25 protein-coding genes and 2 tRNA genes are annotated in these 12,962 nt (G+C 60.9%); all 27 read right to left on the bottom strand.

Annotated features, from left to right (window positions below; translation table 11 throughout):
- Positions 1 to 221: 221 nt before the first annotated feature.
- The 27 genes from Q1M04_RS12970 to rplP all read right to left on the bottom strand — a co-directional run bounded on the left by Q1M04_RS12970 (position 222) and on the right by rplP (position 12,847).
- Positions 222 to 314, bottom strand: a tRNA-Ser gene (locus tag Q1M04_RS12970).
- Between the two features lie 25 nt (positions 315 to 339).
- Positions 340 to 427: transfer RNA gene (locus tag Q1M04_RS12965), tRNA-Ser, on the bottom strand.
- 89 nt (positions 428 to 516) lie between these two features.
- The gene (locus Q1M04_RS12960; protein WP_295756542.1) at positions 517 to 1,221 is read right to left on the bottom strand and encodes a polysaccharide deacetylase family protein; all 705 of its coding nucleotides are present in this window, start codon (positions 1,219 to 1,221) and stop codon (positions 517 to 519) included.
- 134 nt (positions 1,222 to 1,355) lie between these two features.
- A complete protein-coding gene (gene rplQ / locus Q1M04_RS12955) occupies positions 1,356 to 1,691 on the bottom strand; it encodes a 50S ribosomal protein L17 (RefSeq protein ID WP_293281044.1) in 336 nt (111 codons plus the stop codon).
- Between the two features lie 54 nt (positions 1,692 to 1,745).
- Positions 1,746 to 2,696, bottom strand: a complete 951-nt coding sequence (locus Q1M04_RS12950) for a DNA-directed RNA polymerase subunit alpha (protein ID WP_295756540.1) — start codon at positions 2,694 to 2,696, stop codon at positions 1,746 to 1,748.
- A gap of 80 nt (positions 2,697 to 2,776) precedes the next feature.
- Positions 2,777 to 3,379, bottom strand: coding sequence for a 30S ribosomal protein S4 (rpsD, locus tag Q1M04_RS12945; protein WP_297998409.1), 603 nt, complete (start codon positions 3,377 to 3,379; stop codon positions 2,777 to 2,779).
- A gap of 24 nt (positions 3,380 to 3,403) precedes the next feature.
- Positions 3,404 to 3,808, bottom strand: a complete 405-nt coding sequence (rpsK, locus tag Q1M04_RS12940; protein ID WP_295756537.1) for a 30S ribosomal protein S11 — start codon at positions 3,806 to 3,808, stop codon at positions 3,404 to 3,406.
- 15 nt (positions 3,809 to 3,823) lie between these two features.
- Positions 3,824 to 4,189: a 30S ribosomal protein S13 gene (rpsM, locus tag Q1M04_RS12935; RefSeq protein WP_204790850.1), complete on the bottom strand. Its 366-nt coding sequence runs from the start codon at positions 4,187 to 4,189 to the stop codon at positions 3,824 to 3,826.
- 28 nt (positions 4,190 to 4,217) lie between these two features.
- Positions 4,218 to 4,331 (bottom strand): 50S ribosomal protein L36, encoded by a 114-nt coding sequence (rpmJ, locus tag Q1M04_RS12930; RefSeq protein ID WP_014116882.1) that lies wholly within the window; start codon positions 4,329 to 4,331, stop codon positions 4,218 to 4,220.
- A gap of 41 nt (positions 4,332 to 4,372) precedes the next feature.
- Positions 4,373 to 4,591, bottom strand: coding sequence for a translation initiation factor IF-1 (gene infA, locus Q1M04_RS12925; RefSeq protein WP_295734746.1), 219 nt, complete (start codon positions 4,589 to 4,591; stop codon positions 4,373 to 4,375).
- A 3-nt stretch (positions 4,592 to 4,594) separates the two neighbouring features.
- Positions 4,595 to 4,879 carry a KOW domain-containing RNA-binding protein gene (locus Q1M04_RS12920; protein ID WP_295756534.1) on the bottom strand — a complete coding sequence of 95 codons (285 nt, stop codon included), beginning with the start codon at positions 4,877 to 4,879 and terminating at the stop codon, positions 4,595 to 4,597.
- A 20-nt stretch (positions 4,880 to 4,899) separates the two neighbouring features.
- A complete protein-coding gene (map, locus tag Q1M04_RS12915; protein WP_293281618.1) occupies positions 4,900 to 5,652 on the bottom strand; it encodes a type I methionyl aminopeptidase in 753 nt (250 codons plus the stop codon).
- 4 nt (positions 5,653 to 5,656) lie between these two features.
- A complete protein-coding gene (locus Q1M04_RS12910) occupies positions 5,657 to 6,289 on the bottom strand; it encodes an adenylate kinase (RefSeq protein ID WP_293281621.1) in 633 nt (210 codons plus the stop codon).
- A gap of 79 nt (positions 6,290 to 6,368) precedes the next feature.
- The gene (gene secY, locus Q1M04_RS12905) at positions 6,369 to 7,745 is read right to left on the bottom strand and encodes a preprotein translocase subunit SecY (RefSeq protein WP_293281623.1); all 1,377 of its coding nucleotides are present in this window, start codon (positions 7,743 to 7,745) and stop codon (positions 6,369 to 6,371) included.
- Position 7,746: 1 nt separating this feature from the next.
- Positions 7,747 to 8,187, bottom strand: coding sequence for a 50S ribosomal protein L15 (gene rplO, locus Q1M04_RS12900; protein WP_293281625.1), 441 nt, complete (start codon positions 8,185 to 8,187; stop codon positions 7,747 to 7,749).
- A gap of 13 nt (positions 8,188 to 8,200) precedes the next feature.
- Entirely contained in the window at positions 8,201 to 8,383 is a 183-nt protein-coding gene (gene rpmD, locus Q1M04_RS12895) for a 50S ribosomal protein L30 (protein ID WP_204790843.1), read from the bottom strand.
- A 13-nt stretch (positions 8,384 to 8,396) separates the two neighbouring features.
- On the bottom strand, positions 8,397 to 8,897 hold the full coding sequence (gene rpsE, locus Q1M04_RS12890) for a 30S ribosomal protein S5 (RefSeq protein WP_204790842.1): 501 nt from the start codon (positions 8,895 to 8,897) through the stop codon (positions 8,397 to 8,399).
- A gap of 17 nt (positions 8,898 to 8,914) precedes the next feature.
- Positions 8,915 to 9,274 carry a 50S ribosomal protein L18 gene (gene rplR, locus Q1M04_RS12885; RefSeq protein WP_295756526.1) on the bottom strand — a complete coding sequence of 120 codons (360 nt, stop codon included), beginning with the start codon at positions 9,272 to 9,274 and terminating at the stop codon, positions 8,915 to 8,917.
- A gap of 14 nt (positions 9,275 to 9,288) precedes the next feature.
- Positions 9,289 to 9,834: a 50S ribosomal protein L6 gene (rplF, locus tag Q1M04_RS12880; RefSeq protein WP_295756524.1), complete on the bottom strand. Its 546-nt coding sequence runs from the start codon at positions 9,832 to 9,834 to the stop codon at positions 9,289 to 9,291.
- A 15-nt stretch (positions 9,835 to 9,849) separates the two neighbouring features.
- Complete coding sequence (gene rpsH, locus Q1M04_RS12875) at positions 9,850 to 10,248, bottom strand: 30S ribosomal protein S8 (RefSeq protein ID WP_295734772.1); 399 nt, start codon at positions 10,246 to 10,248, stop codon at positions 9,850 to 9,852.
- Between the two features lie 162 nt (positions 10,249 to 10,410).
- Positions 10,411 to 10,596 carry a type Z 30S ribosomal protein S14 gene (locus tag Q1M04_RS12870; protein WP_295753042.1) on the bottom strand — a complete coding sequence of 62 codons (186 nt, stop codon included), beginning with the start codon at positions 10,594 to 10,596 and terminating at the stop codon, positions 10,411 to 10,413.
- A 14-nt stretch (positions 10,597 to 10,610) separates the two neighbouring features.
- The gene (gene rplE, locus Q1M04_RS12865) at positions 10,611 to 11,165 is read right to left on the bottom strand and encodes a 50S ribosomal protein L5 (RefSeq protein WP_295734778.1); all 555 of its coding nucleotides are present in this window, start codon (positions 11,163 to 11,165) and stop codon (positions 10,611 to 10,613) included.
- A 17-nt stretch (positions 11,166 to 11,182) separates the two neighbouring features.
- Positions 11,183 to 11,536 carry a 50S ribosomal protein L24 gene (gene rplX / locus Q1M04_RS12860; protein ID WP_295734782.1) on the bottom strand — a complete coding sequence of 118 codons (354 nt, stop codon included), beginning with the start codon at positions 11,534 to 11,536 and terminating at the stop codon, positions 11,183 to 11,185.
- A gap of 13 nt (positions 11,537 to 11,549) precedes the next feature.
- On the bottom strand, positions 11,550 to 11,918 hold the full coding sequence (gene rplN / locus Q1M04_RS12855) for a 50S ribosomal protein L14 (protein WP_204790836.1): 369 nt from the start codon (positions 11,916 to 11,918) through the stop codon (positions 11,550 to 11,552).
- Positions 11,919 to 11,932: 14 nt separating this feature from the next.
- Positions 11,933 to 12,196 (bottom strand): 30S ribosomal protein S17, encoded by a 264-nt coding sequence (rpsQ, locus tag Q1M04_RS12850; protein ID WP_295734787.1) that lies wholly within the window; start codon positions 12,194 to 12,196, stop codon positions 11,933 to 11,935.
- Positions 12,197 to 12,213: 17 nt separating this feature from the next.
- Positions 12,214 to 12,423 (bottom strand): 50S ribosomal protein L29, encoded by a 210-nt coding sequence (gene rpmC / locus Q1M04_RS12845; RefSeq protein WP_295734790.1) that lies wholly within the window; start codon positions 12,421 to 12,423, stop codon positions 12,214 to 12,216.
- Between the two features lies 1 nt (position 12,424).
- The gene (gene rplP, locus Q1M04_RS12840) at positions 12,425 to 12,847 is read right to left on the bottom strand and encodes a 50S ribosomal protein L16 (protein ID WP_295734793.1); all 423 of its coding nucleotides are present in this window, start codon (positions 12,845 to 12,847) and stop codon (positions 12,425 to 12,427) included.
- Between the last annotated feature and the right edge of the window lie 115 nt (positions 12,848 to 12,962).

Raw genomic sequence — 12,962 nt, 5'->3', positions numbered from 1 at the left:
TTCCTTATGGAAGTGCCCCCATCATTTAGATGTTTCTTCTTATGCTCTAAACAGTCATACAGTTGTTGTCCTTGTGGGGGGTGGTCCTTGCGCCACAAAGATTTTCCGATTTGTCTTTATTATGCCATAAGAGCATTCCTACGCCGTGGCGGCAATCAGGGCACAATAAGGGAAAAAACAAAGAGAAAACCCTGGAACCATTGCAATTCCAAGGTCTTCTCTGGCGCGGAAGGAGGGATTTGAACCCTCGCGCCGGTTTTATCCAGCCTACTCCCTTAGCAGGGGAGCCCCTTCGGCCACTTGGGTACTTCCGCAGATCCGGATTCACTTTTGAAAAGTTGGCGGAGAGAGTGGGATTCGAACCCACGGGCACTTGCGCGCCGCCGGTTTTCAAGACCGGTTCCTTCAACCACTCGGACATCTCTCCACAGGAAGGCGCCGTCTCTTGAACACGCATAACATCATAGCATACCATCTCCCTCTTGTCAACAAAATTTTCCGCCGGGACGGGGAAATTTACCCCTTCCCCGTCCGGTACATCCGCCCCGCCTCCGGCGTCACGCCGTTCAGCCACAGCAGCTCCTCCACTGTTACGAACCAATAGCCCTCCTCCTGAAGCCGATCCACCACCCGCAGGGCCGCGTCCACCGACGTGGAATAGATATCGTGGAGCAGAATGATGCTGTTGGGCTCTACGCAGTCCAGAATCGCCCGGGTTACTTTTTCCGCGTCCCGGCTCTCCCAGTCCCGGGGGTCCACGCACCACTTCACCATGGGCACGCCAAGCTCCACCCCCTCCGCCACTTGGCCGTAGGGGGGCCGCAGCCAGTATTCCCCGCCCCCCAGCAGCGCCTCCAGCGCCGCTTCCGTCCGGGCCACCTCCTGGGCCGCCTCATCCGGGAGGATGCCGTCCAGCCGCTGGTGGCTCCAGGTGTGGTTTCCTATCTGGTGCCCCTCCTCCGCCATGCGGGCCACCAGCGCGGCGTTGTCTTCAATCTGCTGGCCGATGAGGAAAAAGGTGGCCTTGGCCCCCCGTTCCTTCAAACCGTCCAGCAGACGCTCCGTGGTGCCCCGCCGGGGGCCGTCGTCGAAGGTCAGGGCCACGTACTTCTCCCCCGCCGGAATCTCGGCTCCCCCGTCCGCGGGCATCGCCTCGCCGCCCGGCAGGCATAGGGCGGTCAGAAGGGCCAGTATGAAAATCGGGACAATCTTCTTCACCATCGCGCAGTTCCCCCTTATTTATCCGGGGTTAGTATGCGCAGCTCTCCGGGGAATTTTATTGGAAAAATCACGAAAAGAAAGAGCGCTTTGTCATGAGCCTAGGTTCTCATGACAAAGCGCTCTTATACGTGCTCTTACACCAGCTCAATCACCGCGGTCTCCGCGGCGTCGCCACGGCGGATGCCGGTGCGGATGATGCGGGTATAGCCGCCGTTGCGCTCCGCGTAGGTGGGCGCGATTTCCTTGAACAGCTTCTTGCAGACATCCTCCCGGGTGATGAAGCTCATGGCCTGCCGGTAGGCGGCCAGGTCGCTCTTCTTGCCCAGGGTAATCATTTTCTCAGCCAGGGGCTTGATCTCCTTGGCCCGGGTGACGGTGGTCTCCATCTTCCCGTGATCCAGGAAATCCGTGACCTGCTGACGCAGCATGGCTCTGCGCTGGTCAGAGGTCTTGCCGAGCTTACGAGGCATTTCGGTTTCCTCCTTACTTGTTATGGTTTCTCCTTCGCTCTCCGGCGGGGACGGTCAATTATTCTCCTCGTCGGCCAGGTGCAGGCCCATCATGGCCAGCTTGTTGATGACCTCCTCCAGGGACTTGCGTCCCAGGTTGCGGACCTTCATCATCTCGTCCTCGGTCTTGGAAATCAAGTCCTCCACCGTGTTGATGTTGGCCCGCTTCAGGCAGTTGAAGCTCCGGACGCTGAGGTCCAGCTCCTCGATGGTCATCTCCAGCACCTTGTCCCGCTGGGCTTCCGCCTTCTCCACCACGGTGGGGCGGCTGCCGACGTTCTCACTCAGGTCGGTGAACAGCGTGAAATGGTCGCAGAGGATCTTTGCTCCCAGAGAGACGGCGTCCCGGGCGGAGATGGTGCCGTCCGTCCAGACCTCCAGCGTCAGCTTGTCAAAGTCGCTGGAAGCGCCCACGCGGGTGGGCTCCACGGTATAATTCACCTTGTACACCGGCGTGTAGATGGAATCTACCCCAATGGTCCCGATCACATTCTGCTGGGGCTTGTTGCGGTCGGCGGGGACATAGCCCCGGCCATGGGACAGGGTAATCTCCATGTTCAGAGACGCCCCGTTGTCCAGTGTGGCGATGTGCAGGTCCGGGTTCAGAACCTCCACCTCGCCGTCGGCCTTGATATCACCGGCGGTCACCACGCAGGGGCCCACCGCCTCGATATAGACCGTCTTCACCGAGTCGCTGTGGAGCTTGGTCAGGAGGCTCTTGATATTCAAGACGATCTCCGTCACATCTTCCTTCACGCCGGGAATGGTGGAAAACTCGTGCTGAACACCGGCGATTTTGATGGTAGTCGGCGCGGTGCCGGGCAGCGAGGAGAGCATGATCCGCCGCAGGGCGTTGCCCAGCGTCGTACCGTATCCCCGCTCCAGGGGTTCCACCACGTATTTGCCATAGGTTACATCACCAGGCGCTTCGCTGCATTCAATCTGGGGCTTTTCGATTTCGATCACGCAGTACCCTCCTTCATCTTCTCAACGGGCGGCGCAAGACGCCGCCTCTGGTTCGGCTCATTATCGAGGGTATCCTCCGCTTACTTGGAGTAGAGCTCGACGATCAGGTGCTCCTCCACGGGGATGTCGATATCCTCACGAGCGGGGAGGCGGGTCACGGTGCCCTTCAGGCCGTTCTTCTCCCGCTCCAGCCACGCGGGCAGGAGGAAGATGGGGGCGTCCTGGCCGGTGAGGCGCTTGAAGACCTCGGAGGAGCGGCTGCTTTCCGCCACTTCCACCACGTCGCCGGCCTTCACCTGGTAGGAGGGGATGTCGACCTTTTTGCCGTTGACGGTGAAATGCCCATGGTTCACCAGCTGACGGGCCTGACGGCGGGTCATGGCGAAGCCCATGCGGTACACCACGTTGTCCAGGCGGCGCTCCACATTGATAAGCAGGTTGTCGCCGGTCTTGCCGGGGGCAGCGGCGGCGGCCTCATAGTAGCTGTGGAACTGCTTTTCCAGGATGCCATAGATGAACTTGACCTTCTGCTTTTCGTTCAGCTGAATGCCATATTCGCTTTTCTTCTTCCGCATCTGGCCGCCGGGATTCCGGTTGGTCTCCTTTTTGGCGTACCCCATGACGGCGGGAGAGATGCCCAAAGCCTTGCAGCGCTTGGCGATGGGCTGCATATTCCTTGCCATATTGCTTCTTACCTCCTCTTTCGATCAGACGCGGCGGCGCTTCGGGGGGCGGCAGCCGTTGTGGGGGATGGGGGTGACGTCCTTGATCATCGTCACTTCCAGGCCCACGGCCTGCAGCGCCCGGATGGCGGCCTCACGGCCCTGGCCGGGTCCCTTGACGAACACTTCCACGGTCTTGAGCCCATGCTCCATGGCGGCGCGGGCGGCGGTCTCCGCCGCGGTCTGGGCCGCGAAGGGGGTGGACTTCTTGCTGCCCCGGAAGCCGAGGCCGCCGGAGGAGGCCCAGGAAATGGCGTTGCCCTGGGCGTCGGTGACGGTTACCATGGTATTGTTGAAGGAAGAACGGATATGGACCTGGCCACGCTCAATGTTCTTCCGCTCACGGCGGCGGCGGATGACTTTCTTTCCGCCGGATTTCTGTGCTGCCATACTGTTTCTCCCTCCTTACTTCTTCTTGTTGGCGATGGTCTTCTTGGGTCCCTTCCGGGTGCGGGCGTTGGTTTTGCTGCGCTGGCCCCGGACGGGAAGGCCCTTGCGGTGGCGCAGGCCGCGGTAGCAGCCGATTTCGCTGAGCCGCTTGATGTCCAGGGCGGTCTGCCGCCGGAGGTCGCCCTCGACGGTGTAGTCGTCAATGGCGTCACGGAGCTTTTGCTCGTCGGCGTCGGTCAGGTCCTTCACCCGGGTGTCGGGGTTCACGCCGGACTTCGCCAGGATGTCCTTGGCGCTCTTGCGTCCAATGCCGTAGATATAGGTGAGGCCGATTTCGATACGTTTATCCTTCGGCAGGTCAATACCGGCAATACGTGCCATACTTTTAAAGCACCTCCAATTTCAATTCTCAGCCCTGTCTCTGCTTGTGCTTCGGGTTCTCGCAAATGACCATAACACGGCCTTTGCGGCGGATAACCTTGCACTTTTCGCACATGGGCTTCACGGACGGTCTTACTTTCATAGTCTGCAACCATTCCTTTCAGCGGTTTACGTCGTTTGATGTCATTTGCTGCGCCAGGTGATCCGGCCCCGGGTCAGATCGTACGGGGACATCTCCACCGTGACCTTGTCGCCGGGCAGAATCCTGATGAAATTCATCCTCAGTTTCCCGGAAATATGCGCCAGAATCATGTGACCATTTCCAATGTCAACCTGGAACGTCGTGTTGGGCAGGGCCTCCACCACAACACCTTCCACTTCAATCATGTCGGATTTTGCCAAACGTTATCCCTCCTGGTCCGGCTGGATCGCCTCGCGGCAGGCCGCGAGCGTCCTGCGAAGCTCACTGTTGGTGATCTTCTCCTCGCTCTTGATCTTTTCGGCGAGGCGGGTCTCCTCCGCCGAGACGAAGAGCACATGCCTGCGCTTCTTCCGCTTCGGGGATTCCACCTTTCTCGATTTTCCGTCCGCCAGCAGGAGGTACTCTCCCTCCACCGCCAGGACGACAAAGAGCTTACCCTTGTCCCGCCCCGCGTTGGAGCGGACGATGTTTGATTTCGCAATCTCCATGCGTTCTCTCTCACCTGTTGTCAAATAGCGGGGGCCGTCAAAATTTCCGGCGCGCCATCGGTAATCAGGATCGTGTTTTCATAGTGGGCCGCCCACTTTCCGTCGGCGGTCTTCACCGTCCAGCCGTCGCTCAATTGAGTGATGGCGGCGGATCCGGCGTTGACCATGGGCTCGATGGCCAGGGTCATTCCCCGGAGAAGCCGGGGGCCGTGGCCTGGGCGGCCGTAATTTGGGATCTCCGGCGATTCGTGCATCTTGGCTCCCACGCCGTGGCCCACGTATTCCCGGACCACGGAAAAGCCGTTTTGCTCCACATAGGCCTGAACCGCCGCGGAGACGTCCTGAAGGCGCTGTCCCTCCCGGGCGAAGCGGATGCCCTCGAAGAAGCTCTGCCTGGTCACGTCGATCAGGCGCTGGGCCTCCGGGGAAATCCTTCCGCAGGGGAATGTCGCCGCGCAGTCTCCATGAAAGCCCCCGATGTACGCGCCCACGTCCACGCTGACGATATCGCCTTCCTGCAGGACCCGTTTTCCGGGGATGCCGTGGATGATTTCGTCGTTGACGCTGATGCAGGCGCTGGCTGGGTAGCCGTTGTAATGGAGAAAGGACGGGACCGCCCCCTGCTGGCGGATAAACCGCTCCACCGCGTCGTTGATCTCCTGGGTTGTCACGCCGGGCTTTACCATTTCCCCTGCCAAAGCACGGGCAGCCGCGGTAATTTTTCCACTCCGGCGCATCAAGTCGATCTCATGGGAGGATTTCAGGGTGATCATCCCGTCATCTCCCCAAAACGCGGAGGATCGCCTGGGTATTGGCTTCCACAGTCGGCTGGTTCTCCACCGTCTTCAGCAGGCCCCGCTCCGCGTAAAACGCCTTGAGGGGCTCCGTCTCCTTATGATAGACCTCGAGGCGGGACTTCACCGTCTCGGGGGCATCATCCTTGCGCTGAATCAATTTCCCGCCGCACTTGTCGCACACGCCCTCCGCCTTGGGGGGCACCGCCGCGACGTGGTAGCTGGCGCCGCAGTCCGGGCAGACCCGGCGGCCGCTCATGCGCTCCATAATCGTCTCGTCGCTGACCTCCAGGGAGACCACGGCGTCGAAGACGATTCCGGCTTTCTCCAGGGCCTCGGCCTGGGCGATGGTACGGGGCACCCCGTCCAGGATGTAGCCCCCGGCGCAGTCCGGCTCCTCCAGCCGCTCGGAGATGATGCCGATGATGACTTCATCGGGCACCAGCTGCCCCGCGTCCATAAAGGCCTTGGCCTTCAAGCCCGTGGGGGTGCCGTTCTTCACGGCGGCGCGGAGGATGTTGCCGGTGGAGATGGTGGGAATGTTCAGCTTTTCACACAGGATGTCGGCCTGTGTTCCCTTTCCGGCGCCCGGGGCGCCCAACAGGATCAATTTCATGGTTAACCCCTCCTGTATTCCGGGCGCGGGCGGAGCTCCACGGCCCCGCCCGGCGCCGGCATCCAATATTGTCTCTCGATTACTCCAGGAAGCCCTTGTACTGACGCATCAGCATCTGGGATTCCAGAGCCTTGACCGTCTCCAGCGCCACGCCCACCACGATGATGACGGAGGTGCCGCCGATGGCCACGGAGTTGTTGCCCAGGATGCGGCCGATGATCAGGGGGCAGATGGCCACGATGCCCAGGTAGATGGCGCCGAACAGGGTAATCTTATTCAGCACCTTGCGGATGAAGTCCACCGTGGGCTTGCCGGGACGGAAACCGGGGATAAAGCCGCCCTGCTTTTTCATGTTGTTGGCAATTTCCACGGGGTTGAACTGGATGCTGGAGTAGAAATAGGCAAAGCCGATAATCAAGATGAAATAGACCACCATATACATCACCGACTTCGTGTCGATGGCGTCATAGATGCTCCGGGATACGGTACCCTCGGCGGGGATGCCCACGAAGCTCCAGATGGTGATGGGCAAAGAGGCGATGCTCTGGGCGAAGATGACGGGCAGGACGCCGGCCATGCTCACCTTCATAGGCAGGTTGCTGCTCTGGCCGCCGTACATTTTCCGGCCCACCTGACGCTTGGCGTACTGCACGGGGATGCGGCGCTCGGCGTCGTTGATGAACACGATGAAGGCGATGAGGGCCAGGCCGCCCACTAAAAGCAGGATTACGCCCCAGGGAGGCATGGCGCTGTCCAGGAGCTGCTGGGCCTGGTCGGCGGTGTAGCCGGCCTCGGTCAGGCTCTCTGCGGTCATGGCGCCGCTGTTGATGGCGGACCACCGGCTCACGCCCTGGGCCATGCTGGAAATCATGCTGGGGACCCGGGAGACGATGCCCGCGAAGAGGATGATGGAAATGCCGTTGCCCACACCGAACTCGGTGACCTGCTCGCCCATCCACATGACAAAGGAGGAACCGGCGATGAAGGACACGATGATGACCAAAGCGGGCCAGATGCCCTCGGCCCCGGGGGCCAGGATGCCGTAGCGGTCCATCATGAAGTAATAGCCCACGGCCTGGAGAATGGCGATGGCCACGGTGGTGTAGCGGGTGATGGACTGGATTTTCTTCCGGCCCTCTTCGCCGCCGTCCTTGGCCAGATTTTCAAGGTAGGGGATGGCCACGGTGAGCAGCTGAATGATGATGGAGCTGTTGATATAGGGCTGAATGCTCAGGGCAAAGACCGTGGCGGTGGCGAAAGCGCCGCCGCTCATCACGTTGTACAGTCCCAGAATCGTGGCGCCCATGCCCCTGAGCTGGGCTTCCAGCTGGGCCACGTCGATATAGGGGACGGTGATGGCGTTGCCAATGCGGAAGATCAGCAGAATCAGCAGCGTGAAGACGATCTTCTTTTTCAGCTCGGGGATGGCCCAGGCTTTGCGAACGGTTTGGATCACGTTACTTCACCTCCGCCTTTCCGCCGGCTGCCTCGATGGCCTCCTTGGCAGACGCGGAAAAAGCGTTGGCCTTGACAGTGACCTTTTTGGTGAGCTTCCCGTTGCCCAGGACCTTGAAGCCGTACTCGCACTTGCTGAGGACGCCCTTTTCCAGCAGCGCCTCGGCGGTGACGGTGTCCCCGTCGCTGAACGCGTTCAGGGCGCTGAGGTTCACAACCTCCAGGGGTTTGGCGAAGATGTTGTTGAAGCCGCGCTTGGGGACCCGGCGGGCCAGAGGCATCTGGCCGCCTTCAAAGCCCACGCGGACCTTGCCGCCGGAGCGGGCCTTCTGACCCTTGTGGCCCCGGCCGCCGGTCTTTCCGTTGCCGCTGCCGGCGCCCCGGCCCTTGCGGTATGCCTGCCGGACGGAACCTTCGGCGGGAGACAGTTCGCTTAATTTCATGTTTGGCGCCTCCTTACTTCTCTTCGGTAACTTGCAGCAGATAGCCGATCTTCGCCACTTTTCCGCGGGTGGGATCGTTGTCGGGCTGCACGGTGACGTCACCGATTTTGCGCAGACCCAGGGAATGCGCGGTGGCAACCTGCTTTTCCAGGCGGCCGTTCAGGCTCTTGACGAGCTCAATCCTTAAGTTTGCCACGTTTGTTGCCTCCTTAACCCACGATGTCTTCGACGCTCTTCCCGCGGATGCGGGCAACCTCCTCGGGACCGCGCATGCTCTTGAGTCCCTGGAAGGCGGCGGCGACAACGTTGTTGGGGTTGTTGGACCGGAGGCTCTTGGCACGGATGTCCTTGATGCCCGCGGCCTCCACGACGGCGCGGACCGCGCCGCCGGCGATAACGCCGGTACCGGGGGCGGCGGGCTTCATCAGCACCCGGCCCGCGCCGGCTTCCCCGATGGTCTCATGGGGCAGGGTGGTGCCCGCCAGAGTCACAGTAATCATATTTTTCTTGGCGGCCTCGATGCCCTTGCGGATGGCCTCGGGAACTTCGGCGGCCTTGCCCAGGCCGTAGCCGACCTTGCCCTTGCCGTCGCCCACAACCACCAGGGCGGAGAACTTCATGACCCGGCCGCCCTTCACGGTCTTGGAAACGCGGTTCAGGTACACGACTTTTTCGATATACTCGCTCTGCTCTCTTTCAAATCTAGGCATTGAACGTTCCTCCCTCCTTAGAACTGCAGGCCGCCCTCGCGGGCGCCCTCGGCCAGGGCCTTCACACGGCCGTGATACAGGTAGCCGCCGCGGTCAAACACCACGGTTTCGATACCCTTGGCCTTGGCACGCTCGGCCACGAGCTTGCCCACGGCCTCCGCTGCGGCGACATTCCCGCCGTAGCCTTCGACGGCCTTATCCAGGGAGGAAGCGGAGACCAAGGTCACGCCGGCGACATCGTCGATGATTTGGGCGTAGATGTTGGCCTCGCTGCGGAACACGTTCAGGCGCGGCATCTCGGGAGTGCCGGAGATCTTGGCGCGCACCCTCTTGTGGCGCTTCATGCGCTGGGCGTTGGTATTGGGTCTTTTAATCATTTCGGCACACCTCCTTACTTCTTGGCGCCGGTCTTACCGACCTTGCGGCGGATGGTTTCATTGGTATACTTGATTCCCTTGCCCTTGTACGGCTCGGGCGGGCGCTTCTCGCGGACCTCGGCGGCAAACTGGCCCACGGCCTCCTTGTCGCAGCCGCGAATGATGATTTTATTGGGGGAGGGAACCTCGATGGTGATGCCCTCCACCTCCGAAACGATCACCTGATGGGAATAGCCCAGGTTCATGACCAGGTTGCTTCCCTCCTTGGCCACACGGTAGCCCACGCCGTTGACATCCAGCTCCTTGGCATAGCCGTCGGTCACGCCGACCACCATGTTGTGCAGGAGCGTGCGGGTCAGGCCGTGGAGGCTGCGGTGCAGCTTATCCTCGGAAGGACGCTTCACGGTGATCGTGGTGCCTTCCTGTTCAATGATCATCTCCGGGCGCAGCGCACGGGTCAGCTGGCCCTTGGGTCCCTTCACAGTGACCACATTACCCTCGGCGATGTTCACGGTCACGCCGGCGGGGACGGTAATGGGCATTCTGCCGATTCTAGACATTGTTCAATACCCTCCTTACCAGACGAACGCCAGGACTTCGCCGCCGACATGGAGCTCGCGGGCCTTCTTGTCGGTCATGACGCCCTTGGACGTGGAGATGATAGCGATGCCCAGGCCGCGGAGCACGCGAGGCAGCTCGTCGGCGCCCACGTAGACCCGAAGGCCCGGCTTGGAGACGCGGCGCAGGCCGGTGATGACCTTTTCCTTGCCCGCGTTGTACTTCAGGGTGATGTGAATCTTTCCCTGGGTGCCGTCGTCCACGATCTGGAAATTTTTGATATAGCCCTCGTCCAGCAGAATCTGAGCGATGCTCTTTTTCATGTTGGAAGCGGGGACATCCACGGTGTCGTGTTTCGCGCTGACGGCGTTGCGGATGCGGGTGAGCATATCCGCAACCGGATCGGTGATATGCATGGTGTAGTTCCTCCTATTTTAGAGTTGCGGTTTTAAAACCGCTGCGGTAGCGAGGTATCATGACCAATTGGGTTCCATCCCGATTGGCCATGACCTTTCGCTATCCGTTATCCCAAAGGCCCCATATCTAAGGCCTCTGTTCACAAAACAAGTCCGGGGTTCTTAGAAAGAAGCCTTGCGGACGCCGGGAATCTCGCCCTTATAGGCCAGCTCCCTAAAGCAGATACGGCACACGCCGTAGTCCCGGAGATACGCGTGGGGACGGCCGCAGAGCTTGCAGCGGTTGTACTTCCGGCTGGAGTACTTGGCGGGGCGCTGCTGCTTCAGAATCATGGATTTCTTAGCCATTCTTCTCTCCCTCCTTAGCGGGCGAAGGGCGCGCCGACCTGGGTGAGCAGGGCGCGGGCCTCTTCGTCGGTGTGCGCGGTGGTGCAGATGACCACGTCCATGCCCCGGATCTTGTCGATTTTATCATACTCGATCTCGGGGAAGATCAGCTGCTCCCGGATGCCCAGGGCGTAGTTGCCCCGGCCGTCGAAGGCGTTGGGGCTGATGCCCTGGAAGTCACGGACGCGGGGCAGGGCCACGTTAAAGAGGCGGTCCAGGAACTCCCACATCTTCTCGCCGCGGAGGGTGACCTTCGCGCCGATGGGCATATTTTCACGGAGCTTGAAGTTGGCGATGTTCTTCCGGGAACGGGTGATGATGGGCTTCTGGCCGGTGATCTGGGCCAGGTCCCGGACCACGTTGTCCAGAATCTTGACGTTTTCCTTGGCCTCGCCGCAGCCCACGTTTACGACCACCTTGTCGATTTTGGGAATCTGCATGACGCTCTTGTAGCCAAACTGCTTCATCAGGGCAGGAGCGACCTCAGAGGCGTACTTCGCCTTGAGGTTGGGCACTTTCTTATCAGCCATGTTTCACTCCTCCTCCCTTACAGCTCGGCGCCGCACTTCTTGCAGATGCGGACGCTGACGTTTTTCTCTTTGCCGGCCACGGTTTTCTTCTCTACCTTGTGGCCCACCCGGGTGGGCTTGCCGCACTTGGGGCAGACCACCTGGACCTTGCAGGCGTATATAGCGGCTTCCCGCTTGACGATGCCGCCCTCCTCGCCCTGACGGCGGGGCTTGATGTGGCAGGTGACCAGGTTCATGCCCTCCACCACGACTTTGTTCTCCTTCGGCAGGGTGGCAATGACCTTGCCCTGGTGGGTGCTCAGGTCCTTGTCCTTACCGCCGTCGCCGGAGAGCCGGACGACTGTGTCGCCCTTTTTGATATTCATAGACATGTCTTTGCCCTCCTCAAATCACTTCGGGAGCCAGGGACAGGATTTTCATGTAGTCCTTGTCCCGCAGCTCGCGGGCCACGGGCCCAAAGATGCGGGTGCCGCGGGGGTTCTTGTCGTCCTTAATGAGGACGGCGGCGTTGTCGTCGAACCGGACATAGGTTCCGTCGTTCCGGCGGATGCCCTTGGCGGAGCGGACGATGACGGCCTTGACCACTTCGCCCTTTTTCACGGTGCCGCCGGGGGCGGACTTGCGGACGGAGGCCACGATCACATCCCCGATGTTCCCGTATTTACGCTTGGAACCGCCCAGGACGCGGATGCACTTGATTTCCTTGGCGCCGGTGTTGTCGGCGACCTTCAGGAAGGTTTCCTGCTGAATCATGTCTCGACGCCTCCTTACTTCGCTTTCTCGATGATCTCAACCACGCGCCAGCGCTTGTCCTTGGACAGGGGGCGGGTCTCCATCACCTTTACCTTGTCGCCGATTCCGCAGCTGTTCTGCTCGTCGTGAGCTTTCAGCTTGTAGGTGCGGCCGACGATCTTCTTATACAGGGGGTGGGCCACCCGGTCCTCGATGGCGACCACGACGGTCTTGTCCATCTTGTCGGAGACCACCTTGCCAACCCGGGTCTTACGGGAGGAAGTTCTCTTCTCGTCCATGTTTCCTTACCTCCTTCTCACTGCTTGCCGGAAGCGGAGAGCTCCCGGAGCACGGTCTTGACTCGGGCAATGTCATGCTTGGTCTCCCGGATTTTCACGGGATTGTCCAGCTGGTTGGTGGCGTGCTGCATACGAAGGAAGAACAGGTCCTTCTTCAGCCCCGTCAGCTTCTCGTTCAGCTGCTCCGGGGTCATTTTGCGAATCTCACGAATTTCACTTGCCTTCATCTTACTCACCTGCTTCCTCGGCGCGGGCGATGACCTTGGTCTTGATGGGCAGCTTGTGGCTGGCCAGACGCAGGGCCTCGCGGGCAACTTCTTCCGACACGCCGGCGATCTCGAACATGACGCGGCCGGGCTTCACAACGGCAACCCAGAACTCGGGGGAACCCTTACCGGAACCCATGCGGGTCTCGGCGGGCTTCTTGGTCACGGGCTTGTCAGGGAAAATCTTGATCCAGACCTGTCCGCCGCGCTTGGTGTAACGGGTCATGGCGATACGGGCCGCCTCAATCTGGTTGCTGGTGATCCAGGCGGGCTCGGTGGCCACCAGACCATACTCGCCGTACGCCAGGGTGTTGCCACGGGTGGCCTTGCCGGTCATACGGCCGCGGTGCACACGGCGGTATTTGACTCTCTTCGGCATCAGCATTAGTTGCTTCCTCCTTCCTTGGGGGCCGCGGGAGCGGCGGGCGCTGCGGGAGCGGGACGGGCGGGGGCGCGGTTGAAGCCGCCCTGGGGACGGGGGCCGCCGCCGGCGCGGTTGA

It is taken from the genome of uncultured Oscillibacter sp., from assembly GCF_950073225.1.
Lineage (GTDB): Bacteria > Bacillota > Clostridia > Oscillospirales > Oscillospiraceae > Oscillibacter.
This window is presented reverse-complemented; position numbering and strand designations above follow the sequence as displayed.